The sequence below is a fragment of the Streptomyces drozdowiczii genome (genome assembly GCF_026167665.1).
Lineage (GTDB): Bacteria > Actinomycetota > Actinomycetes > Streptomycetales > Streptomycetaceae > Streptomyces > Streptomyces drozdowiczii_A.
This window is the reverse complement of sequence record NZ_CP098740.1, coordinates 6907327-6930234: the sequence shown is the minus strand read 5'-3', so window position 1 is coordinate 6930234 and position 22908 is coordinate 6907327. Positions and strand designations below refer to the sequence as shown.

Here is a 22908-nt window from a genome sequence, read left to right as displayed (position 1 = left end):
CTCCTGAGCGTACGATCCGCCCGGCCGCACACGACGCGCGGAGCCGGGTCAGCGGGTGCGCTCCCTTCCTAGGCCACCCGGAACACCGGGCCGCGCGGGGTGAACGGCAGCGACGCGCCCTGCGGGATCAGGTAGGCGTGCTCGCGCCGGATGCGCAGGACATCGCACCAGCCGTCGGTGATGACGAGCACCGGCGCCCCCGGCGGGAAGTCGTCCGCCCGCTGCAACAGGTCCACGCCCGGCTGGAGTTCGGTGCCGCCGCGGCCGCGTACCCGCACCCGGCCGGCGATCTCGGTGGGCGGCAGATAGCCGGCGTCGTAGGGGCGGCGTCGCAGAAGACGACGCGCGCCGCGGGCACGTCGCGGGCGTCGGCGTACGAGGCGATGGCGCCGAGCGCCTTGCCGAGCAGGGTGCTGTTCATCGAGCCGGAGGTGTCCAGGACGACGCCGAAGGTGCAGCGGGCCGTCTCCTCCGGCGGGAAATACCGCCCGGCGCGCGGAATGTCGGGGGTCGACGCCTGCCGCCGTGCCGGACGCGCGTACGAGCGTACGGGCACCGGCCGGGGAACGTACTCGTCGAACCAACGGGCCAACCGCGCGTCCCACGGCACGGGCGGGTGCGACAGGGCGCGGATCTCCTGGATCAGCCCGGCGGGCAGGAGGCCGCGCTCCCCGTACTGGTGCAGATCGAGGCCCTGCACCAGCCCGCGCCGGTAGAACTCGTCCAGATCGGTGTACGGCCGGGCACCGGCATGCGGCAGCGGCTCGCCGAGAATGTCCCCCACGCCCTTGCCCCGCAGCGTCGCGAGCCTGCGGCGGCGGCGCAGATCGTGCGCGATGCGGTCGTACACCTCCTCGGCGGACAGACCCCGCAGCTCCGGGTCGTACAGCAGCCCTTCGGGCATGTCGCCGACGCGCATCTGGACGAGCCAGTCGTTGACCACGTAGTCAGCGGCGACGTTGAAGAGGAACGGGTCCCGGCCCCCTCGGCGTTCGCCGTGCCGCAGCGCGGCGTGCAGCATCTCGTGCGCGAGGACGAAGCGCCATTCCTCGTCGGTGAACGCGCGCAGCGGGTTGATGTAGATCTCGCCCGCGACCGGACTGACCGCCGCGATCGCGATGCCCTGCGTCCGGGCCAGCTCGGCGTCGGCCACGATCCGCAGACCCGCGGCGAGCCCGCCCAGCAGGGGGTAGGAGGAGACGAACCAGTTCAGGGCGCGGTCCCAGGGCCGCTGGGGCGCGCGCTCCCCGGTGACCCGGTCGCGGCGGCCGCCGGCCACGTCCATCGCGGCGGACACACTGCGGGTCAGCGCGTGCGCGAAGGCGGTCTCCCAGTCCGGGACCGCGGAGTTGTTCCAGGCGTTCCAGGTGGTGAGCACCTGGTCCGGGTGCTCGCCCGCGGTGCCGCAGTGTTCGTAGCCCGCGGGGATGCCGTCGCGACGCCACCGCGCGGCGAGCGTGTCCTCGTCGCCGCCCGGGAACGACTCCGGCAGGGCGAAGGGCGCCCGGCCCATCGGGTGGCTGACCAGGAAGCGGTTGACGACCGCGCAGCGTGCCGCGACGTCGAAGCGGTCCGGCTGTTCGCGCGCCTCGTCCGCCGAGGCGGGCACATGGCCGAAACCGAGGTGCAGCAGACAGTGGGCGAGCACCCACGCCCACTCCGCCGGATCGGCCCGTTTGGTGGGGTGTACGTGGATGGCGCCGTTCGAGGTGACGGCGGCCAGACCTCCGGCCGGCGTCACCGCGCACTTGTCCTGGCGGCACACGGACGCCTCGACGGCCGCGAACGCCGGGTTGCGCTTGACGAGCGCGAGCCCGGCGGCGAATGCCTCGGTGGCCGGATCGACCGTGTTCTTCGCACCGCCCCCGCGCTTGCCGGACCCGCTCACCGCCGGGCCTCGACCAGCCGGGGCATGTCCCGCGCGGCGTCCACGAGGAACCATGCGGGCAGCACGGGCAGCCCGTCGGCGTCGTCCGCGATGACGGTCTGCGCCACCTCCACCGAGATCTCGGCGAGCTGCACGAGCAGCGACTTGGCCCGGTAGGCGGTCTGCCGCAGCGACGGCGAGACGTGCTCCTTCCGGCGCGGCAGCTCCTTGACCAGGCGCCCCCGGAACGCGTCGGCGAGGTAGTAGAGCAGGTCGCGGTCCTCGGGCCGCCCCGGCCACGAGGCGTCGCCCTTGAGGATCGCCTCGATGCCGAAGGCGTGACGGACGATCTTCGCGTAACCGCAGAACGAGACGGCATGAGCGGGCGTCAGCGTGCCGTGCACCACGACCTTCAGGGTCTCCTCGTCGATCTCCGGCCCGAAGGAGTGCAGGGCGTCCGAGAGCATGTGCCAGGACCGGGGCGTGGAGAACGGCTCCTCGGTCTTGGGCGGCTGCGACCACAGGTGGTCGGGGCGGTCCACGAGGTAGTCCGTCACCCACGGATGGACCCCGTTCTCGCCCGCCCACACCAGCCAGTCCGCCGCCGAGGCCCGGAGGTGGACATGGGTGAGCCGGTTGACCAGGGCGGAGGCGATGGGCCGCGCCAGCGCGTTGTCCGTGGCACGGTTGCCGGCCCCGATGACGATCGAACCGGCGGGCAGCTCGTACGACCCGATGCGCCGGTCCAGGATCAGCGAGTAGAAGGCCTTCTGCACATCGGGCGTCGCCGCGTTGAGCTCGTCCAGGAACAGGCAGTACGGCTCGTCCCGGGCGATGGACTCCGGCGGGCAGAACACGGACCGCCCGTCACGGATCTGGGGCACCCCGATCAGATCCTCCGGCGCGAGCTGCGTCCCGAGGAGGCTGACGCACTCCAGCCCCAGGGACTCGGCGAACTTCCGTACGAGCGACGACTTGCCGATCCCGGGCGCACCCCACAGGAACACGGGCCGCACGGTGGCGAGGCCCAGCAGCAGTTCGGGAATCTGAGCGGGAGTGACGGTGACGGCAGCCTGCACGCGGGAACGTTCCTTCGAATTTCGGGGGTCGGAGACCGCCAGTATGCGAAGCCGCAAAGGCGCACGCAGCCCAATTTCGCCGCCCGCGGCAGCGAGTTGCCGGAAGATCGCGGTGCGGCCGGACGTTGGCTGTAGGCATGAAGATCAGCGAGGCTTCCAGAGCCAGCGGGGTGAGTGCGCGGTCGCTGCGGCACTACGAGGACGAGGGCCTGATCGTCCCCGGACGGTTCAGCAACGGGTTCCGCGACTACTGCCGGTCCACGATCGACCGGGTGCTCGTCATACGGTCGCTGCTGGAGTCCGGGCTGCCGGTGCGGTTGATCAGGGAAGTCCTGCCGGGCCTCACCGACGGAACCGCCGACGGGCCCAAGGCGGTGTGCGCGGAGTTCCTGCACGAGGTGCAGGACTATCGGGATCGGCTCGCGGCGCACATCGCCGCTCTCAGCGATCAGCAGGCGGCTCTGGACACCTACCTTCGGGAGGCCCGTCGCACCGGTCCCTGAGAGCTGCTTGACCTTGACACATGTGTCAGGTTCCTACGTTGTGGCGCATGGAGATCAACGAGCGGCAGCAGACCGCTGACCAGACGATGCGAGCCCTCATCCAGCAATCCCACCGAGGGCCGAAAGACCTGGCCCTCACCACCGGTCACCGTCGCCCCTCCCCAGGGCCGGGTGAATACCTGATCCGTGTCGGGGCGGCCGGGGTCAACTTCGCCGACGTCATGCAGACCCGTGGCACCTATGGCGGAGGGCCGCAGGCACCCTACGCGGCGGGCTTCGAAGCCGCTGGAGAGATCGTCGGAACCGGCGCGGACGTCGAGCGTCCGTTGCCGCTCGGCACCCATGTCATCGGAGCCGGCCCGGGGGCCTTCGCGCAGTACATGACGATGCCGGCTGCCGGCGTCCTGCCTGTTCCGACCGGCTGGAGTGACGCCGAAGCGATCGGCATGGTGCTGAACTGGGCCACCGCGCTGGCGGCGTTGAAACCGCTGGGTGAGATCGAGGCCGGCGAGGTGGTGCTCCTGCATGCCGCTGCCGGGGGTGTGGGACAGGCTGCGGTCCGCCTCGCCCGGCACTACGGCGCCCGCGTGATCGCCACGGCTTCCCCGGCCAAGCATCCCGCCGTCACAGCACTCGGTGCCGACGAGGTCCTGGACAGCCGCCGGCCCGATCTGGCTGAGGTGATCACCCGGCTGACCGACGGGGCCGGGGTCGACCTGGTCCTGGAATCGGTGGGCAAGGCCACGTTCGCCACCAGCCTCGCGGTCGCCAAACCCTTCACGGGCCGCATCGTCGTCCTGGGCGCCGCCTCCGGCGATGCCGCCGTCACCACGCACGACCTGGTCTTCACCCACCACGCGGCGATCAAGGGCCTGCACATCGGCGCGCTCGCGGCCCAGGCCCCGGCCCTGTATCAGTCGCTGCTCGCCGAGATCGAGGCACTCGTCTCCCACGGCGTCTATCCGCCGGGCACCCCCCAGGTTCATCCTCTGTCCGAAGGACCCGAGGTGCTACGCCAACTCGAGGACGGTGCCACCCACGGCAAGCACGCCCTCGATCCTTGGCGCTAGTCGGTGCGGTTGCTCCCATAAGATTTCTGTAAGACCGGGGGGAGTGAAGTCAGGCTTTGGGGGCACAGGGTGTCTCGGAGGTTGATAATCATGGTTCCCATTCTTCTCGTTCTTCTGCTCGCCCTGATTCTCTTCGGCGCGGGTTTCGCACTGAAGGCACTGTGGTGGATCGCCATCATCGTGCTGGTGGTCTGGCTGCTTGGTTTCGTGATCCGGCCGACGGCAAATGGCAAGCGAGGCCGCTGGTATCGCTGGTGAAAACCACTGATTGAATAGAACGCTCATGACCTGCGGGTGGGCCGCGACGATGCGTCGTCGCGGCCCACCCGCAGGTCATGAGCATGCCTGCCACCTCAGGACGAGTGAGCAGGGCGGGCATGGGCGAGGAGTCGCGGGGCACCCGGGGAAAGGGCCGGGGATTCCGTCAAGAACCGTGACCTCCAGTGGCGGGATCCCCGGTCTCTCGGAAATCGAGCGAACAGCGGGGATCGGGATGAATGAGGGCCATGATCCCGGGCACGCGAAGTTCTGAGAAAGGGTCGCCGGTTCTCCGGAGACGTCGCTCCCCTTGCAGATCGAATCGAGGGAGCGGCAGCTATCGATGAAGGAGCTGTCTTATGAGTGACAACATGTGGGGCTACCAGCCGACCGCCGGGCATACCGCTGGAAACGACCTGATCGGATACAAGGTCGAGGCCACCGACGGCAGCATCGGCAAGGTCGACAAGCACTCGGACGATGTCGACTCCTCGTACCTGGTCGTCGACACGGGCGTCTGGATCTTCGGCAAGCACGTTCTGCTCCCCGCCGGCACGGTACGCAGCATCGACGCCGCCGAGCAGAAGATCTTCGTCGACCTCACCAAGGACCAGATCAAGGATTCCCCGGAGTTCGACAAGGACAAGCACGTCGGCGATGCCGGCTACCACGAGCAGATCGGCAGCTACTACCACAGCCACCGACGCCCGTAGCACCACAGCATCTCCCCGCGGTGGGGGCGCCCAGGATCCCTGGGCGCCCCCACCGCGCTGTGTGGAGGCTCCGCCGCCGCGCCGCAGCTGCCCGGACGGCGCCGGAGTGGGCGTGTCGTCTGCCGGAGAGTCGGGTGGATACGGGGTACAACGAGTGCGGCTCCTGCTCCAGGGGCCGGAGCACGCCCGGACGGCCGGGCCGCTCCCGGGTAACGGCAAAGGAGCGACAGCATGGCCGGCGGCACCGTGAAGTGGTTCAACTCCGAAAAGGGCTTCGGCTTCATCGCGCAGGACGGCGGAGGCCCGGACGTCTTCGCGCACTACTCCGAGATCCAGGGCAGCGGGTACCGCGAGCTGACGGAGGGCGAGCACGTCACCTTCGACATCGGCCAGGGCCCGAAGGGCCCGCAGGCGCAGAACATCAACCGAGGCTGACCCCGCGTCGCCCTGCCGGCAACCAGCGGTGAAGTCCTCCCCCTCTCGGCACGGCGCCGGTCCGAGGACGGCCGCCGATTGCCCCCTGGGGGCGGAGACGGACCCGCTACTCGAAGAAAGGCAGACGGTCGATGGCCGACAACGTGCAGGAAGAAGAGGCCCGGGGCCCGCGTCGGCATGAGCGGCCGCCGGGCATGGACGACGCGACGGTGGAGGCGCTGGGGCTGCTGTCCCAGGCCCTGGAGACCACGCAGCGGGCCCGCGGGCGCCTGTACGACTTCCACCAGCTGACCGGCGGCGCGGACAAGACGGTTGGCGAGGCGGTGCACCGGCTGCGGGAGGCCGGACACGGCGAACAGGCCGACCTGGTCGAGCGCGAGGTCCAGGGCACCGATGTCCTGCCGGGCATGTGGACGTACCAGATCGTCGAAGCGTACGACGACGGCTACCACCGGCGCTTCACCCAAGTGGAACGCCAAGTACGCGCCGCCCTGAGCGACGGCCGCGACCACATCGCCGAAGCCGAGATGAAGCAACGCCGCAAGACGACCTGACGCATTGAGGCCGAGGTCCAGGCTTGCGAGGTCGGCCGGGCGGCCCCGGCGTACGGAAACCAGCGCGGCGGGCAGTTCGATCACACCGTCCTCGATGTCCCTCCGGCGAGGAGACGTACGTTTCGGATCCGGCCATCTCTGAAGAATTCCTTCGTGGACCTTTCTCCCTCATGCGGCTTTTTTCCGGCCGTTTTGTCCCGGTTGCCGGTATGCGGGTGAGGCCGGTTTCGAGGGCGTGTGCGGGGGATTTCAGGGCATACCCCCGGGTTCTGTGTGGAAGCCGTGTGAGTCTGTGTGCGCCTAGTGGCCGCTGGGGCTGCTGGGATTGTCTTCCTGTGGGGGAAGTTGATGTCTTCACATGCCTTTGGCATGCCCTCTCGGCGTGCCCGCACGACCGTGCGCCATACGTTGACCGCGACTGCTGTCGTCCTCGCCCTGGGCGTGGCGGCTCTGCCGGCGGCCGCGGCCGGTCAGCCGGACGCCCCGGTTTCCGTCTGGGGGAAGAAGGAGCAGAAACTGGAGCGGCCGCAGGTGAAGGCCGGTGTGAACCGGGCACCCGCCTCCGAGCCGTCGGGAAAGCCTTCCGGCGAGCGGGCGGCGTGGCTGAACGCGCAGCGGGAACGTACCGACCGTGCCCGGGATGCGGCCGGAGCAGCAGCCTTGGCCCGCAAGCAGAACAAGGCCGCTCCGAAGACGGCGCCTTCGGTCGAGACGGCCGAGTCGGGCGGGGTGGTGCCGTTGGTGTGGGTGCCGCGGGGCCAGGGGGACGTGCCCTGGCACCGGATAGCGGATACGCGGCTCACGGACGCGCTGGTGGCTCGGGTGGACTACTCGACGGGCAACCTGATGCTGGCCGGGACGGACTTCGATATCGCCGGGGTGGGGCAGAAGCTGCAGCTGGCGCGGACGTACAACTCGCTGGACGCGCCCGCCGGTGCGATGGCGCAGCGGGCCTGGTTCACCTACGAGCGGAGCCTGGACACCTTCTTCACCGACGAGGTCGTCTGGTACGACTCCACCGGTGCCACGGTGTCGTTCAAGAAGAAGAGCGACGGCACGTTCACCACGCCGGACGGGTACTCGCGTGACCTGGTCAAGAACAGCGACGGCACGTACACGCTGACCGACCGCAAGTCCGGAACGAAGGACACCTACACCTCGTCCGGTGCGCTGTCGAAGGTCACCGACCGCAACGGAGGCGTGATCACGGTCGCGTCGCACGGGGAGGGCGCCGGATTCAAGGTCACCGAGAGCCGGTCGGGGCGGTGGGTGGACGTCACCAACGACGGCGGCGGCTGGTGGCACGCCACCGACCACACCGGCCGTCAGGTCTCCTACCACCTCGACGACCAGGACCGCGTGCACAAGGTCACCGACACCAACCTGGCCACCGTCACCTACGACTACACACACGCAGGTCCTGGCCAAGGGAGCGGAGCAGATTCCCCGCCCTTCTGGGTCACCACCGTTGCTCTGACGTCATCGTCGGAGCGACATTTCTCATGTCAAGGGCGTGCAGCGGTAGAGGGTCACCAGCGCCGGCGCGTGCCCGTGCACCGCGCCGTAGGGATGGCCTCCCGCAGACGGGTCCCGGACGTACCCGGGCTGGCGAGCCCGCCTGAAGTCCTGGAGTCGACGGCGCACCGTAACCTTGGGACGAGGCCTCGCCCAACGGTGAGCGCAAGTCGATGGAGATGTACGACCCTCCGGTCCGGCTTCTGTCAGTGTGCGGGGTGACGCCCTGGCCCGAACGCACCTCACCCGAGTTTTGCCGGACCGCCCCCAACTGGGGATTTGACGTGTGCGTTGTCCGCGCTGGGCCCGACCGCGCTCATGCTTTGTCGGATCCCGCCGGCCAGCAGGCTTCGCTGGAAATCCTGCTGGTGTACTGGGCTCAGTGATCGTTATGCATGATCGATCCCACGAGGTTGCCGCAGGTGTGGATCGCGGCCGCCAGGGCGTCGGTCACCAGGTCCGCTCGCATGTGTTCGGCAATCGGCCAACCGGCCAGACGCCGCGATGAGAGGTCGATGACGGTAGAACTTTTCGCCCTCGACGGGCAGGTAGACACCTCAGACGCGTAACTCGTCAAGCTGCGGAGGCGGGCCTGCCAGGTAAGCGGTGTGTTCATCGAACAGACGGTGCTTTGCAGGCTGTGGTTAAGCTCGCCGATCATGCGGTTGAAGCGGTTGCCCTGGGCGGCTGCGTGCCAGTCTCCGTAGTCGTCGCGGCGCCGGTGGTAGTGGGCTTTGCGCCGGGGGCGCGGTGATGGCGGCGAAGGCCCGGATGTATCCGGCGTGGTCGAGGACGATCGTTCTTGACCATCGGCGGATGATGCTGGACTCTTCCCGGGGCTCCGGTAAACGGGCGAGGCGCCGGAGTGTGCCTTCACGGCGCCGGAAAACGCTTGCGGTCGTCTCCGATCTCGGCGAGCAGCCGCGCCGCATGGGATGCCGAGGCCGGGAGGCTGAGGGTGATCTCAGTGTCCGGGTGCTGAGGGAAGGTCTCTTCTGCAGCCTCGGCCAGGTGGTCGGCTGCGGTGCATGCGGCTTCCAGTTGGACCAGGAGGACGCAAGTGTCGCCGCTGGAGTCATCAAGGCACCAGGCGTTGCCCAGGCAGTCAATCGATCCTCATCCGCTCGGTCTTGAGCTCTGTGCTGTCGCAGCGGGCCCGGCAGAGCGTCGCGGGATACTGTCTCATTCGTCTGCGATGGGCATTCCGATGAGCGCCGGCAGAGAGGGATCTGGGTGATGGGGCGCATGGGATGTGTGAGATCGAGTTCGTCAGCAGCCAGGCGAGGCTGGCCGGCTCCCTGGCAGTGCCGCGGGAGCGGGTGCCGGCTGCGCGGGTGTGGTGCTGGTGGGAGGATCCGGGCCGTCCGACCGGACAACGACTCGTTCTTCCCGCCGCTGCGCCACCACCTGCTGGACGCCGGGTTCGCAGTGCTCTCCTACGACAAGCGGGCGTCGGCGGGTCCTCCGGTGACTGGCGCGATGGGACGCTGTCCGATCTGGCGACTGACGCGAAGAACGCGGTGCGCTTCCTTCAATCCCAGCCGGGAGTGCGGCCTGACGCGGTGGGGCTCTTGGGCCACAGCGAAGGCGGCTGGGTGGCGCTTCGTGCGGCGGCCGCTCTGGACGACATGGCCTGGGTCGTCACCACCAGTTGTCCGGGAGTCAGCCCGGCCGTGCAGGAACGCTACGCTCTGGCCAACCACCTGCGAGTGATGCATCTGGACAGCCAGGCCGACGCTGATCACACTCTGGACCTCTACGACCGCCTCATCGAGGCAGGACGAAGCGACGCGGACTTCGCGACGGCGATGCAGATCGTAGATGCGGCCGGCAGGCCGCCCGGACTGGCGTACTACTGGAGCGACCTCGATGAACGCATGTGGGGGTTCCTCAAACGCAAGCAGGACCACGATCCAACCGCCGACCTCCTCGGCCTGCGCTGCCCTCATCTGGTGTTCCTCGGCGGCGCCGATCCGCTCGTCCCGGTCGCCGAGACTCTCGACGTGCTCGGTGCGGTCGCTTGCCGTGCGGCGCGTTCGCCTGACGCGACGCTAACTGTGGAAGTGCTCCCAGGCGCAGACCACCGGTTGCGGCTGCCCGACGCCACTGCGCCGGAACCCACGTACTTCGAATCACTCACCAGTTGGCTCCAGCGACACTGAAACCTGCTCCTGCTTGGCATAGCGTGCGCCCAGTCGGACGAGGTCAGCGTGAACGCCGCCGGTCTTGCCGAGGTAACAGGCCTCCCCGACTTCACTGTGCACGCGCGCCATCAGCGCCTGCGCCCCTGTTCGGAGCGATCAGGGTGGAACTCTGCGGCCGCCTCGACGGCGCCTTCGCCCACGGCGCCTTCTTCTTCGAACACAGCAACGTCCTGCTCGCCGGCCTCAAAGGCTTCGGTCCCAGAGGCTGCCAGCCAAGACGATCCCACAGGGTGAGGTCTTCCCGGTGAGAGCATCGGGGTTCGTAGGCACGCCCTCAACTCTCCCGTTTCCTGGTGGAGGAACGATGCTCGCCGTTAATGGGGTCGCCAGCTCTCTGGTCTTGTCACCGTGCGCATCACCGGAGTGCCGGTGGCCGGTGTAGCACGGTGGCACCTCGTGGCGCGGCGTGTCACCGGGCGGGAAGCCACCTCCAAGCCGTGCGCGGCAGGCCCCCTGGCTGGCTCCGCATCCAGCCGTGCGAACCCGCCTCCAGCTGGGCGAACTGCTTCTGGCTCAACCCGGCAGCGACGGCGGCCCCTGGGACCGCAGTACCTGCGGACCGCCCTCGTCCCAGATCCGCAACCATCTCCGCACGGGGCGGACGCCGGCCCGCAGGTCCTTGGCGATCGATGAGCTGCCCCGCCCCGGGCGAACCACTCGCCCGCCGTGAGTCGCAACTTCGCGCGCAGATGATGCCGTTCGGCGGTCAGTCCGCCGCCTTGTGGATCCGCATGCCCCGGTGATACCCGGGCGAGCGACGAGCCGTCAGCCCCCCCCCGTTACCCTTTTCGTGGCTCCGCAATGGGGCCTCCGGCCTTCGGGTTCGGCCCCCCTTGTTGTTCATGATCCGGGGGGTGGTGTCACCGGGCCCGGAGGCATCGACGGACCGCTGATGAGGGGCTTGAGCACCGGCTTCACCCAGGCCGGAAGAGCTCTCCGTAACGTGGATGTGGCAGCTCGGTGCCCTGGCAAGGCCGGACGAAAGCGTGATGGAGGGGCCTGCACGTGATCGACATCAGCACTATCGACGTCTTCCTCGGCCTGGACGTCGGCAAGGGCGAACACCACGCCACCGCCGTCACCCCGGCCGGCAAGAAAGCGTTCGACAAGCGCCTGCCCAACACCGAGCCCAAGCTCCGCGAACTGTTCGCGAAACTTCAGGCCAAGCACGGAACGGTGCTGGTCGTGGTCGACCAGCCGGCCTCGATCGGGGCCCTGCCGCTGGCGGTCGCCCGGGACATGGGCTGCCCGGTCGCCTATCTGCCGGGCCTGACGATGCGGCGGATCGCCGACCTCTACCCCGGCGAGGCGAAGACCGACGCGCGGGACGCGTTCATCATCGCCGACGCTGCCCGGGCGATGCCGCACACGCTGCGGGCGATCGACGGCCAGGACGAGACGATCGCCGAGCTGGAGATGATCGTCGGCTTCGACGACGATCTGGCCGGCGAGGCCACCCGGGTCGCCAACCGGCTCCACGGCCTGCTGACCCAGATCCATCCGTCGCTGGAACGAGTCCTGGGACCGCGGTTGCAGCACCCGGCCGTCCTCACGCTGCTGGAACGGTTCGGGTCACCGGCCCAGATCCGCAAGGCCGGACGGCGCCGCCTGGTCACGCTGCTACGGCCGAAGGCCCCGAGGATGGCCGAGCGTCTGGTCGAGGACATCTTCACCGCTCTAGACGAGCAGACGGTGGTGGTGCCCGGCACCGAGGCGGCCGCACTGATCGTCCCAAGCCTGGCCGGCTCCCTGACCGGCGTCCTTGACCAGAGGAAACTGCTGGGAGGGCAGATCGAGGAACTCCTGGAGGCCCACCCTCTTTCCAAGGTCCTGAGGTCGATGCCGGGAGTCGGCGTCAGGACCGGAGCCCGCATCCTGATCGAGGTCGGCGACGGCAGCACCTTCCCGACCGCCGGCCACCTCGCCGCCTACGCCGGACTCGCCCCGGCGACCCACAGCTCGGGCTCCTCGATCCGCGGCGAACAGCCTTCCAGGAGAGGAAACAAGCAGCTCAAACGGGCCTTCTTCCTCTCCGCGTTCGCCGCCCTGAGCGACCCGCCATCCCGGATCTACTACGACAAGAAGATCGCTCAGGGAAAACATCACACCCAGGCCCTGCTCTGCCTCGCCAGACGCCGGGCCGACGTGCTGTTCGCGATGCTCCGCGACGGCACCTTCTACGAACCGCAGCCGTCGGCCGCAGTCACCTGACCTGCGGGTCTGCGAGAAGAACGACTCGATCGGCCTCAACATCGAAGCCGAGCACCGGATGGCCCTCGTCGCCTTCCGGGTCCATCAGCACCGGCTTGCCCAGCCGCCGCCCGATCTCACGGAGGAAGCTGCAGAACGCGTCAAGTCGATCCTGGCCCTGCAACTCCCGCAGGTCGACGTCGAAGTCGACTTCATCGTCGGCATGAAAACGGAAGATCGCCAACACCTCGGCAGAGGGCCAGACCCGCAGGTCGGGGCACTCTGCATCCGCCGGGCGGGACAGCACGGCCTCCGCCCGAGGCACCGGAAGCACCGTCTCCCCGTCGGAGTACTGGCACTTCCATCCATTCTCCGCGACAAGATCGAGGACCGCCTGCCAGTCCTCCACCGAGGCATCCGGGACACGCACGTCCGGCAACGACCCCATCAAGTCCGGGTCGAAGAAGGAACTCACGTCATCCCACAGCAGATCAGCCACCCGACCATGCTGCCCGGCTCGCCAACCCGACGCACCCCCGTTTCCCTTGACCAAAGAGATAGGGCCCCCGACACCACGAGTACAACCTCAGCAACCGACCGGAACCATGGCGTCGGTAAGGATGATTCCCAGCGTGCGCTCCATGCCGTGGGCGCCCGTGTCGGTCAGGTCCACCGCTCGGGGGCTGCGCCCCCACCGCACCCAGTCCAGCGCGAACAGGCGGGCTGTCAGCACGGCTCCGAGGCCGCCCGCGAGGTGGTGCTGGTGCTCGCTCCAGTCCACGCAGTAGCGGATCGCGGGCCGGCGTGGCGGCAGCCGCTCCGTGTGGATGCCGAGTTCGGCCAGTGCCGTGCGCCCGGTGCGGGTAAGGCGGTACTGGGCGTCGTGGCCGTAGGAGGCGGGCCGGTCGCGCACGGACTCGTCGGGCCGGTGGATGCCGTCGTGTCCGGTGAGGATGCCGCGTTCCAGCAGACCGCGCATGAGCGCCACGCCGAGACGGCCTGCGAGGTGGTCGTAGCAGCTGCGGCCACGACGGAGGGCAATGGCGCGGTTGCTCTGCTTGAGCGAGGTAATGGCCAGTGGCGGGGCGATCAGCGCAAGGCATTCCAGGGCCGCGCTCACGTCCGGGCCGGCGAGCCGGTAGAAGCGGTGCCTGCCCCGTTGCTCCACGGTGAGCAGTGCGCCCTCGACGAGCTTGGCCAGGTGTGCGCTGGCGGTGGCGGCACCGATGCCGGCCTCGGCGGCCAGGGCGTTCGCCGGAAGGGCGCGGCCGTCGGCCAGACACTTGAGAATTCGGGCGCGCGAGGGTCGGCGATGAGGGCGGCGGCCCGTGCGATGTCGGTTTGGTGCTTGAGCGGCTCTCCCGAGGACTCAAGCCCCGCGGTACCGGTCGTCGAGTGTGCGCGGTCGCGGTCGGTGTTCGGCATGGGAAGACCGTAGAACGACGACACTTCGTCGGGCAACGAAGTATTCGGAGCCGATGCTCTTGCCATGACTACCGCGGCGATGAACAACACAACCGTCGAAAGCCCTCCCGCCCGCCCCCTGTCACGTCCGGCCTGGGCCGGCGGGGCGGGCTCGACACGGCACACGACCACGCGCCTCTCGCTCTGGCGCCTCTCGTCGCTCTCAGTCTCGGATACTTTCTGGTGATGCTGGACGTCACGGTCGTGAACGTCGCGCTCCCCGACATCCGGGCCTCACTGGGCGCGGGGCCTTCCGCGCTCCAGTGGATCGTCGACGGGTACAGCACCGTTTTCGCGGCACTGCTGCTGTTCGGCGGAGGGGCCGCCGACCGGTTCGGACACCGTCGTGTGTTCCTCACCGGCCTCATCCTGTTCAGCGGGGCTTCGGTCTTCTGCGGACTCGCCGGATCGGCGGTCCTGCTGATCGTGGGAAGGCTCGGCCAGGGAGCCGGAGCGGCGCTGCTCGTTCCCGCTTCGCTCGCGCTGCTGCAGGCCACCTTCCCCGACCGTGCGACCAGGGCCCGAGCGATCGCTGTCTGGGGGGCTGTCGCGTCGGTCGCCTTCGGTGCCGGTCCCGCTGTCGGAGGCATCCTGGTCGCCGGCTCGGACTGGCGCGCCGTGTTCTGGCTGAACCTGCCACTTGGCGGCCTCGCCGTGCTGCTGACGCTGCGCCATCTGCCGTCTTCCGCGGTGCGTCCCAGAACACGGAAGGCGGATCCGGTGAGCCAGGTTCTCGCCGTCGTCGGTCTCGTCGCGGTGACTGGAGCCCTCAACGAGGCGGGCACACGGGGCTGGACGTCGCCGCTGGTCCTCTCCGCCTTGGCGGTCGGGGCGGTGGCCCTGGTGTCCTTCGTCCTGACGGCACGGGCTCTGGAAGCACGTATGGGGGGTAGGCGCGCCCCGCTGCTACGGCCGTCCATGTTCCGGTCCCGCTCCTTCACCTCGGCCACCGTGATCGGGATGCTGATCAGCCTCGGCTACTACGGCATGCTCTTCCTCGCCACGCTCTACTTCCAGCAGGAACGCCACCTCAACGTCCTGGAGACCGGCCTGGCCCTGCTGCCGTCCGTGTGCATGGGACTGATCGCCGCCCCCCTGTTCCACCGCGTCGCGCCCCGAACCGGCCCGTACGTCCCGATGGCCGCCGGCCTCGTTCTCGGCGCCGCGGGATTCGCCGGCTGGATGTTCACCGGGCCCGCGACTCCCTACCCGGTTCTGCTCTTCGCGCTCATCGCGACCGGGATGGGCCAGACCATGACCGCCCTCGCCGCCACCGCCGCCGTCGTCGAGACCGCGGCCGCCTCCGACGCCGGCGTCGCCACCGCCGTCTTCAACGTCGCCCGGCAGGTCGGCAGCACCATGGGCGTAGCACTCTTCGGAACGTTCACCGCCACGGCGCACCACTTCAACTCCGGTCTGCGCCTGTCGGCCGGTATTGCCGCAGCCGCGTTCACGCTCGGCGCGCTGCTTGCCCTGCGGGTCAGGTCGGCCGCTCCCGCACTTACGGGCCCGACCTCCTGACCACACATCCCTGACCCATGGGCCGCGCCGCCGTCCGTGAAGCCGCGCACCCCACCCCGGTCGCGGTCCATGGTCGCCGGCCCGTCATCACCCAAAGAGCCCGCCCGCTATCGGCTTCGGCCGTGAGGAGACACCATCATGACGACATCGAACCGACGCCCCGAGATCCTCCGCTACACCGCCTTCTCCGCCGACCCCGCAGGCGGAAACCCCGCCGGCGTCGTCCTGGACGCCACCGGCCTGACCGATGCCGAGCAGCTCGCGATCGCCGCGGAGCTGGGATACAGCGAGACGGCCTTCTTGACGGCCCCGCCGGCCGAACTCGCAGGCCGGGAAGGGGCCTACACCATCCGCTACTTCTCCCCGCGCGCCGAGGTCTCCTTCTGCGGGCACGCCACCATAGCCGCCGCCATCGCACACGCGGAACGTCACGGACCCGGCGACCTGCTGCTCGCCACTCCGGCCGGCACCGTCCCGGTGACGGTGACCGGCGCTCCGGACGGCACTGTGCACGCGACCCTGACCAGCGTCGAACCGGCGGTCCACGCGGTGGCGGAGGGCAATGTCGACGAAGCGCTCCAGGCGCTCGGCTGGTCCCGGACCGACCTGGATCCGGAGTTTCCGCCCCGGATCGGGTACGCGGGGGCTCGCCATCTGATCCTGGCCGTGCGCACCCGTACCCGGCTGGCCGACCTGGCCTACGACTTCGAGCGCCTCAAGGACTTCATGACCGGTCTGGACCTCACCACCGTGCAGCTCGTGTGGCGTGAGTCCGCAACGGTCTTCCACGTCCGCGACCCCTTCCCCGTGGGCGGGGTGGTCGAGGACCCGGCAACCGGCGCCGCAGCCGCCGCATTCGGTGCCTACGCCCGCGAGCTGGGGCTCGTACCCGAGGAGACGGTTCTCCACCTCCACCAGGGCACGGACATGGGCCGTCCCGGCGAGCTCCGAGTGGAGCTGTACGCCGGGGACCCGCGGGTACGCGTCAGCGGCACGGGAGCCCGTATTCCTGAGCCCGGCACGATGCGTGAGACGGCTCCACACGCCGGCAGTGCAGTGTGACACAGGGCGCTGCCCGGTACGTCTCCGGGGAGCTGTGAGGACTCAAACCGTCTGCCGGCAGCACGCGCTGCCGGCAGGCGGAGAGGCTCAGTGGTCGTTGATGAAGTTCACCGCGTAGGAGCCCCGGCCGCCCGCACCCTCGAAGGTGAGGCCTATGTTGCTGTACTCGTGCAGGTTGTACTTCCCGCCCTGGCTGGACCGGTGCGTGACACACGTTCCCTTATCGGTCGGAGACGGTGGCCTTGTAGTGACTGGTGTTCAGGTCCCAGTCGTCGACCTTGACGAAAGCCGCGTGGCCGTTCGCCGACGTGTCGCAGACGGAGATGATGTCCCCGTACGCCAGGCCGATCTCCACGGGCAGCTCGGTGGCCAGCACCAGCTGAGACGGGGCCGTGTCGGCCACGGCGGCCGGAGTCAGGACAGCCCCGTGACTTTTTGGGTGCCGCGTGTGCGGCGGATACGGTGCGCGGCATCTGCGCGAGCGGTTGCCGCATCTGCGGAATTGTCCGCCGCCACCCCTAGATGCTGCGCACCCGTGTCACGGCCGGTGACCTGAGGACCCAGCTGCGGTGAGGTAGGCAACTGCACTGGTTCGGAAGGCGTCGGCGCGCGGCGCGGCCCGCTCACCCAGTTGAGCTGCCTCGATCCACCGTGCTGGAGGAAGTGGAAGCCGCCTGCGATCCGCGATGACCACCAGCTGCTGGAATAGATCATTACCGCGCCCGGGACCTTGTCCCGGCGCTGAAACTACGATGGAGCGGTGGTGCGGCTTGCGCGTCGCTCAAGTGTGCCGGACTGGTCGGGGGCCTTGTGGAGCGGTACGAGATCGAGACCTTCCTGGCTCTGGCGGAGGAACTGCACTTCGCTCGGACCGCCGAACGGCTGCGTGTCTCGCCGGGGCGGGTCAGTCAGACGGTGAAGGCGCTGGAGCGACGGGTGGGTGGGCCTCTGTTCGAGCGCACCAGCCGTCGCGTCGCCCTGACCCCCGTCGGCCGGCAGCTACGGGATGATCTGTTGCCGGCCTACGAGCGGATGTTGCGGGCGGTCGCGGATGCGGCGGCGGCCTACACAGACATCAGTGACACCGTATGGGTGGGGTTTACCGCGCCGTGGAGCGGTGAACTCCTCATCCGGGCCGGTGACACCCTCTCTACCCGCTACCCCCACTGCACGGTCGAGTTGTTGGACGTCACGTACAACGCCGCGATCGCCGCGCTGCGGGAGAAGCGAGTCGATCTGCTGGTCGCCGAGCCGCCGGTCGAGGAGTCCGATGTCGTCGTGGGCCCGGTGCTGTTCTCCGAGCGCCGCGCGCTGGTGGTCCCCGCCGGACACCCGCTGGCACGGCGCCGGACGGTGTCGCTGGAGGACCTCACTGTGCTGCCCCTGGTGACGGCCTCCGGGGTGTCGAAGACGTTCCACGAAGCCCTCTTCCCCTCCCGTACGCCGGACGGGAAACCGATCGAGCGCGGGCCGACAGCGGGCGGCTGGCAGGGGGTGCTGTCCCTGGTCGGAGCCGGCAAAGGGGCCACTGTGGCCACCGTCGCCGCCGGTAGGTACTACGTGCGGCCGGACATCGCGTACGTACCGATCGACGGTGCCGCGCCCATCGAGTACGCGCTGATGTGGCGGGACGGAGACCTCGCACCAGGACTGCGGGTGCTCATAGAGATCGCTGCAGGGCTCGCGCCGAGAGCCGCTCGAACTTCATGTGATTGCCGAGGCGCCGGCGCGAACCGTTCGCGGCAGTGTCAGCGTTGCAGCGGCCCTGACCAGTAGGCCGGCCACCGCGGTCAGCATGCTCCATGCGTATCCCGTGAGACACGAGTGCGCCCCGCGCTTCGGCAGCCGAAGCAACGAACAGGGGCAGGGGTGCATACGGACCGCCCAACCACCCGACAGAACCACGACACACAAAAACTGAGACATAGAACCAGAAACGCAGGCCAGTGCTGCCGAGTGCCTGGCGGATGGGCGCCGCGAAGGCCGGCTGGTGGAGGGGCGGACCATCTCCTCCGAGCACTCTCTCACGGAGGCGACCCTTGCCAGTCTCCTCGCCTCCCGTTCAGGCAGGCGAGGGTGACGGTGGTGCCGGCCGGAAAGGGCACGGCGAAGGCGAGACGGCCGGTGAGGGAGCGGGCACCGGAGGAAGTTGTGGAGGGTATGGGGAGCACGGTCTCGGTGGCGGCCTTGCCGGGAGTGGTCAGCAACCACAGGACAACCGGTGTCCCTTGCCCGAGTCGGACCGTTGGGCACGACGTTCGCCGCCACGCAGGACAGGTGTGCTCACGCCACAACAGCCGCCGAAGCGCTGTGCAGGAGAAAGAGCGCAAGAAGGGCGAAGGTGGTCGCGGTGACCAGGTTGACAGCTGTCGCCGTCCGTCGTCCCTGCGCGAGCCCCCGACCCAGTCGGCCGGCGCACAGGCCGAGCAGGCTGTCCCAGACGAGCCCCGCGATGAGGAAGACCAGTCCCAGGACGAGGAGCTGAACCCACAATGGGCCGTTCGCAGCGGTCGTGAAGCGAGGCAGGAAGGCTGCGAAGAACAGCACGGTCTTCGGATTGAGCACATTGGTGAGCGCGGCTCGGCGCAGGACCCGGCCTGCGGAGAGTGTGCCACCGGCCGCGGCCGGTGGCGTCCGGGCCGACCGCACCGTGGTCAGCGCCAGCCAGCCGAGGTAGAGACCGCCGGCCAGTTCCACCCCGTGCTGAGCGGCGGGGATCGAGCGGAGGAGGACGGCGAGTCCGAGTGCGGCTGCCGTCACATGCGCGACCATGCCCAGGGCCATCCCCAGGGCCGAAAGCAGTCCGGCTCGCGGGCCGCGTTCCAGTGCCACGGCCACGATGTACGCGGAGTCGGGCCCAGGAGCGATGGTGATGATCGCGACCGCGGCGAGATAGGCCGGCAGAAGCGTGAGGTCGGGCATTTTTGCCTCCCTGCTCGGACACCCTGAACGCTCGTAACGTCCTTTACGCGCCTAGCACGTTACTGAAGGCTTGAGACCTTCGCAACGCCCAATGTCGTTTTAACGCGTTACACTTGGGGCATGGCAGTCACCTTCACCGAGCTTCCCGTGGAAGAGTTGACCAAGTTCGTCAACGCGTGGGGCACGCTGCCATGTGAAGCGGCGGGCCGGTGCGATCCTCCGCCGCGGTCCGAAGGTCTCGCCGCATACCTAGACCTGCTTCCGAACGCCGACGCGCAGCTGACGCCAGGGGCGCTCACCAGGGTTGCGAACCGCCTGCACGCCATTTTTTCTGCGGAGAGCAGCGAGGCGGCCGCGCAGCAGTTGACGGATCTGCTCCTCGGCACCGGAGTCTGCCCCGCCCTGGAAGTCGCGGCCGATGGCTCGCCGAAGGCCGTGTGGCGCGTCAACGACCCCGACGAGGTGCTCGTCGCGGCCTCGGGTCTCGCCCTGCGCGAGTACGCGGCCGCCCACGGCTTTCATCGCATCGGTATCTGCACGGGTGATCATTGCGTTGACGTCTACGTCGACCGGTCCCCCGGTGGCCGGCGCAGGTTCTGCTCAGTGACCTGCCAAAACCGCACACGTGTCGCAGCGTTCCGCAGACGCAGAGCAGCTGCCGCCGACTGAAAGCCGGGCCGGCGCCACGGGCCGAACACGAACGGGGCGCGCCACGCACGTTGTCGGTGTGTCGTGCGAACTGAACCCGCCGTCTTATCCAGACATCTCACGGCGGCAGGACGTCGAGTCAGGACAACGGGTGCGAGCTCACTGTTCGATTTCATGAGGGCCTACCGGTGGCCATCAGAGAGTGTCCTTGGTGCGGCCTCGGGCGAAGTCCCATGGGGCGGGTGCACTGGCGGCCGCGTATTCTCCTGCGATGCCGAAGACGCTCCCGCGTCCCGGGCATTCCGCCTGGTCGAACAGGTGCTTTAGCCCCCAGGCGAGCCGTTGCTGGCCATCCCGTACGGCCGTCTCGTGCAACATTTCGCAGATCGAGGAGTAGCAGCCGTAGTCGCCGATTGCGGTCGTCACCGGTGCGTCGCAGTGCGGACAAGCGACAGTGACGAAGAAATCGGTGAAGTCGTCCCGGGCCTCGAACCACAAAGGCTGGCCGCCAAACGCGAGTATGGTCCGCAACCGGCTCAGATACATGTCGCCGGTCAGGCCCGACTGCAGCCGGGCGGCGGCCAGGGCGCGAAGCTCGGCCAGGCCGCCGCACGGCGCGCGACTTCTCCCGCTACTCCTTCTCCACCACCTGGGGGCCTGCGACGGAGGCGGCTCTGACGGACAACGGCTCGGGTGCCGGCTTCTCCGTCTTCTTCACCCCGGCCCGTGTGCTCGTCCGCGGCTTCGACCACGAGTCGGAGATGAGCCCGTGCGGCACGGACGACGAACAGGTCCGGCCCGGTGACATCGACGAGGTGCCCGCCGCGCTGCGCCCACTCCTGGACGACCCGGCCTTCGTCGACGAGGGCCTCGGCGCCCCTCGGGTCACCGCCTGCCTGTGGTGGGAGACCGGCGGCAGCGCCTGGCGCACCGGCTCGGACATCGAGTTCCCCCGGGCAGCCCGGAACCGGACGGCTCCGGGCACCTCTTCCGCCTCCTCACCGACCGCTCCCCCGAGGCCGTCCATGCGCACTTCGAGGAGGACTACGGGCGGCCGCGCCTGCCCCTTCGCTCGTAGAGGCACCGGGGCGCGCGGCAGGGACAAGGGCATCTTCGCAAGGCAGAGACTGGGCCGCCGACGACAACGACCATCGCGGCGGCCATGGCGTAGCCGGCGGCCGCCCCTTCGAATACATGCCCGCGTGCCAGAATCATGCGTTCTCCTCGGTCGATCCGTCAGCCAACGCGCTGACAGCAATCGCTTGCAGTTCTACGGCGGACCGGCGGGCGATCCCCTGGCCCGAACTGACTGCGCAGCGATCCAGGCGCCCCGGCTCTGAGCAGCCCAAGGCGCCCGGGCCGGGTGGTCAGCGGATGTAGACCTCGATGCTGGTGCTGGACGGCAGGTGGAGGGCGTCACCGGCGAATGACGCGGTGTAGGTGATGTAGCCGTGGGCGGTGGCGCGGTCGGTGAGGGCGAAGGTCTCGTCCGCGGCAAGGGTGGTGGGCGGGAGCGTCACCGGCTTCGTGGCACCCGGGTCCAGGCGGGTGAGGGTGACGGTAGTACCGGCCGAGAAGGGCAGGTCGGAGGCGAGACGGCCGGTGAGGGAGCGAGTGCCGGAGGGGGTCGTGGAGGGTATGTGCAGTACGGTCTCGGTGGCGGCCTTGCCGGGAGTGGTCAGCACCCGCAGGACGACCGGTGCGCCCTGGCGTGTTTCCCGGGTGACGGCGAAGAGGCGGCGGTTGTCCGGCGCCCAGGCGAGACCGGCGGGCAGCAGCAGCGGAGAGGAGTCACCGGAGGCGAACTCGAAGACGCCGTGCGAGGCGCGGGCGCCCGGCTTGAACATGAAGACGTCCGAGCCGTGACTGCTGTCCACCCCTGCCGCGACCGTCCCGTCGGCGGCGACGGCTACGGCGTTGGGGTAGGCGGCGGCCGGGTAGCGGCCCGCGTCGGTGAGGTCGGAGGTGCGGAGCAGTTGGTGGTAGTAGGGGCTGCCGCTGGCCACGATGATGCTCTTGCCGTCGGCGGTGAAGGCCAGGTCCCGGGTGGCACCGGAGTCGGGCAGCCGTCGTTCGGCCGTGCGGCGGGCAGTGGCTGTGTGTACGTCGTAGACGGCGAAGGTGGCGGGGCTGACATCCCGCTCACCGGCGACCAGGACGCCGGGGGCGGCCGCGGAGGTGGCCAGTGCGGGTGCGGAGTACCAGGAGTCGCCGGTGGCCTGGCCCAGGGTGACGACGGGGTGTGCGGTGGTGAGGTCGACCGAGCCGATGTCGCCGGCGCCCTCGGCACCGTAGCCGAACCACAGGTGCTTACCGCTGACCGCGAGGGTGCGGGGGCGGTGCCGGCCCCCGTGGCATACCTCGCGAGGACCTTGTGGGTGGTGGTGCTGACGGCCGCGACGGTGTCCGCGCCGGGCAGGGCCGCGTAGAGGGTGGCGGCGTCCTGTGACAGGGCCAGCTGTGCCGCCCCGGACAGGCCGGTCACCTGCTTCAGCACCGTGCCGTCGAAATCGGTGACGACGACCGCGCCGCGGGTGGGGTCGCTGAAGAAGAGGCGGCTGTGGACGCCGTCGACGACCATGTCCGAGTAGTCGTCGAACGGCAGGACGCTGGAGGCGGCGTGGGGCTGAGCGGCAGTGGCTCGGTGGGCGGTCGCGGTGTGGGCACCGGATGGGGTGGCAGTGGCGGCAGCCACCGGCGTCAGCAAGGCGAGGGTGAGGCCGGCGGTGCCCCAGAGACGCGCGGCGGCGCGGGCACGCACCCGGGTGACCGTAGAGGTTTCAACCTTGGCGTCGTTGCTGGGGCCGAGTCTGTGCCGACGTGAGAGCACTGGTTCTCCTCCGATGAGTGCGCGGTGTCCGGCCCGTCGCGTACGGGCCGGGGGGAACGCCGTCCGCGGCACC

General features: G+C 69.3%; 22 protein-coding genes and 2 pseudogenes. 13 read left to right on the top strand and 11 right to left on the bottom strand.

The window, feature by feature from the left end; translation table 11 throughout:
• Positions 1-68: 68 nt before the first annotated feature.
• Positions 69-1942 (bottom strand): annotated as a pseudogene (locus tag NEH16_RS31415) (vWA domain-containing protein).
• The gene (locus NEH16_RS31410) at positions 1885-2946 is read right to left on the bottom strand and encodes an ATP-binding protein (RefSeq protein WP_265546507.1); all 1062 of its coding nucleotides are present in this window, start codon (positions 2944-2946) and stop codon (positions 1885-1887) included. Before NEH16_RS31410 ends, NEH16_RS31415 begins: the two are co-directional and overlap by 58 nt.
• Before the next feature lie 137 nt (positions 2947-3083).
• Between NEH16_RS31410 and NEH16_RS31405 the strand changes: the two genes are divergently transcribed.
• The 7 genes from NEH16_RS31405 to NEH16_RS31375 all read left to right on the top strand — a co-directional run bounded on the left by NEH16_RS31405 (position 3084) and on the right by NEH16_RS31375 (position 8216).
• Positions 3084-3449 (top strand): MerR family transcriptional regulator, encoded by a 366-nt coding sequence (locus NEH16_RS31405; protein ID WP_265546505.1) that lies wholly within the window; start codon positions 3084-3086, stop codon positions 3447-3449.
• Positions 3450-3496: 47 nt separating this feature from the next.
• On the top strand, positions 3497-4519 hold the full coding sequence (locus tag NEH16_RS31400; RefSeq protein ID WP_265546503.1) for a zinc-binding dehydrogenase: 1023 nt from the start codon (positions 3497-3499) through the stop codon (positions 4517-4519).
• A 90-nt stretch (positions 4520-4609) separates the two neighbouring features.
• On the top strand, positions 4610-4777 hold the full coding sequence (locus NEH16_RS31395; RefSeq protein WP_073969395.1) for a hydrophobic protein: 168 nt from the start codon (positions 4610-4612) through the stop codon (positions 4775-4777).
• A gap of 359 nt (positions 4778-5136) precedes the next feature.
• Positions 5137-5490 (top strand): PRC-barrel domain-containing protein, encoded by a 354-nt coding sequence (locus tag NEH16_RS31390; RefSeq protein WP_073969394.1) that lies wholly within the window; start codon positions 5137-5139, stop codon positions 5488-5490.
• A 231-nt stretch (positions 5491-5721) separates the two neighbouring features.
• Complete coding sequence (locus tag NEH16_RS31385) at positions 5722-5925, top strand: cold-shock protein (protein WP_073969393.1); 204 nt, start codon at positions 5722-5724, stop codon at positions 5923-5925.
• A gap of 131 nt (positions 5926-6056) precedes the next feature.
• Complete coding sequence (locus NEH16_RS31380; protein WP_265546500.1) at positions 6057-6479, top strand: hypothetical protein; 423 nt, start codon at positions 6057-6059, stop codon at positions 6477-6479.
• A gap of 408 nt (positions 6480-6887) precedes the next feature.
• Positions 6888-8216, top strand: coding sequence for a DUF6531 domain-containing protein (locus tag NEH16_RS31375; RefSeq protein ID WP_265546498.1), 1329 nt, complete (start codon positions 6888-6890; stop codon positions 8214-8216).
• A gap of 157 nt (positions 8217-8373) precedes the next feature.
• On the opposite strand, the gene NEH16_RS34015 is transcribed toward NEH16_RS31375, so the two are convergent.
• Positions 8374-8655 (bottom strand): hypothetical protein, encoded by a 282-nt coding sequence (locus NEH16_RS34015; protein ID WP_430523774.1) that lies wholly within the window; start codon positions 8653-8655, stop codon positions 8374-8376.
• 589 nt (positions 8656-9244) lie between these two features.
• Between NEH16_RS34015 and NEH16_RS31365 the strand changes: the two genes are divergently transcribed.
• Complete coding sequence (locus NEH16_RS31365) at positions 9245-10156, top strand: alpha/beta hydrolase family protein (protein WP_265546497.1); 912 nt, start codon at positions 9245-9247, stop codon at positions 10154-10156.
• Positions 10157-10667: 511 nt separating this feature from the next.
• Here NEH16_RS31365 and NEH16_RS34010 read toward each other — a convergent pair.
• Positions 10668-10908, bottom strand: a pseudogene (locus NEH16_RS34010) (IS630 family transposase); the annotation flags it as partial.
• Positions 10909-11203: 295 nt separating this feature from the next.
• Between NEH16_RS34010 and NEH16_RS31360 the strand changes: the two are divergent.
• Positions 11204-12409, top strand: a complete 1206-nt coding sequence (locus NEH16_RS31360; protein ID WP_265538364.1) for an IS110 family transposase — start codon at positions 11204-11206, stop codon at positions 12407-12409.
• On the opposite strand, the gene NEH16_RS31355 is transcribed toward NEH16_RS31360, so the two are convergent.
• Positions 12402-12887: a hypothetical protein gene (locus tag NEH16_RS31355; RefSeq protein ID WP_265538365.1), complete on the bottom strand. Its 486-nt coding sequence runs from the start codon at positions 12885-12887 to the stop codon at positions 12402-12404. The two genes, NEH16_RS31360 and NEH16_RS31355, sit on opposite strands and share 8 nt — an antisense overlap.
• Positions 12888-12974: 87 nt before the next feature.
• Positions 12975-13556, bottom strand: coding sequence for a transcriptional regulator (locus tag NEH16_RS31350; RefSeq protein WP_265546495.1), 582 nt, complete (start codon positions 13554-13556; stop codon positions 12975-12977).
• Positions 13557-14038: 482 nt separating this feature from the next.
• Between NEH16_RS31350 and NEH16_RS31345 the strand changes: the two genes are divergently transcribed.
• Both NEH16_RS31345 and NEH16_RS31340 read left to right on the top strand, forming a co-directional pair.
• Complete coding sequence (locus tag NEH16_RS31345; RefSeq protein ID WP_374215583.1) at positions 14039-15373, top strand: MFS transporter; 1335 nt, start codon at positions 14039-14041, stop codon at positions 15371-15373.
• A 138-nt stretch (positions 15374-15511) separates the two neighbouring features.
• Positions 15512-16435 (top strand): PhzF family phenazine biosynthesis protein, encoded by a 924-nt coding sequence (locus NEH16_RS31340; protein WP_265538367.1) that lies wholly within the window; start codon positions 15512-15514, stop codon positions 16433-16435.
• Between the two features lie 220 nt (positions 16436-16655).
• On the opposite strand, the gene NEH16_RS31335 is transcribed toward NEH16_RS31340, so the two are convergent.
• Positions 16656-16838, bottom strand: a complete 183-nt coding sequence (locus NEH16_RS31335) for a hypothetical protein (protein WP_265538368.1) — start codon at positions 16836-16838, stop codon at positions 16656-16658.
• 407 nt (positions 16839-17245) lie between these two features.
• Here NEH16_RS31335 and NEH16_RS31330 point away from each other — a divergent pair, with 407 nt between their 5' ends.
• Positions 17246-18211, top strand: a complete 966-nt coding sequence (locus NEH16_RS31330) for a LysR family transcriptional regulator (RefSeq protein WP_265538369.1) — start codon at positions 17246-17248, stop codon at positions 18209-18211.
• Between the two features lie 507 nt (positions 18212-18718).
• On the opposite strand, the gene NEH16_RS31325 is transcribed toward NEH16_RS31330, so the two are convergent.
• On the bottom strand, positions 18719-19357 hold the full coding sequence (locus NEH16_RS31325) for a LysE family translocator (protein WP_265538370.1): 639 nt from the start codon (positions 19355-19357) through the stop codon (positions 18719-18721).
• A 120-nt stretch (positions 19358-19477) separates the two neighbouring features.
• Here NEH16_RS31325 and NEH16_RS31320 point away from each other — a divergent pair, with 120 nt between their 5' ends.
• A complete protein-coding gene (locus tag NEH16_RS31320) occupies positions 19478-20026 on the top strand; it encodes a CGNR zinc finger domain-containing protein (protein WP_265538371.1) in 549 nt (182 codons plus the stop codon).
• Positions 20027-20200: 174 nt separating this feature from the next.
• Here NEH16_RS31320 and NEH16_RS31315 read toward each other — a convergent pair whose 3' ends face one another.
• The 3 genes from NEH16_RS31315 to NEH16_RS31305 all read right to left on the bottom strand — a co-directional run bounded on the left by NEH16_RS31315 (position 20201) and on the right by NEH16_RS31305 (position 22011).
• The gene (locus NEH16_RS31315) at positions 20201-20551 is read right to left on the bottom strand and encodes a hypothetical protein (protein WP_265538372.1); all 351 of its coding nucleotides are present in this window, start codon (positions 20549-20551) and stop codon (positions 20201-20203) included.
• An 85-nt stretch (positions 20552-20636) separates the two neighbouring features.
• A complete protein-coding gene (locus NEH16_RS31310) occupies positions 20637-21116 on the bottom strand; it encodes a hypothetical protein (protein ID WP_265538373.1) in 480 nt (159 codons plus the stop codon).
• 256 nt (positions 21117-21372) lie between these two features.
• Entirely contained in the window at positions 21373-22011 is a 639-nt protein-coding gene (locus NEH16_RS31305; RefSeq protein ID WP_265546493.1) for a hypothetical protein, read from the bottom strand.
• Positions 22012-22908 lie beyond the last annotated feature (897 nt).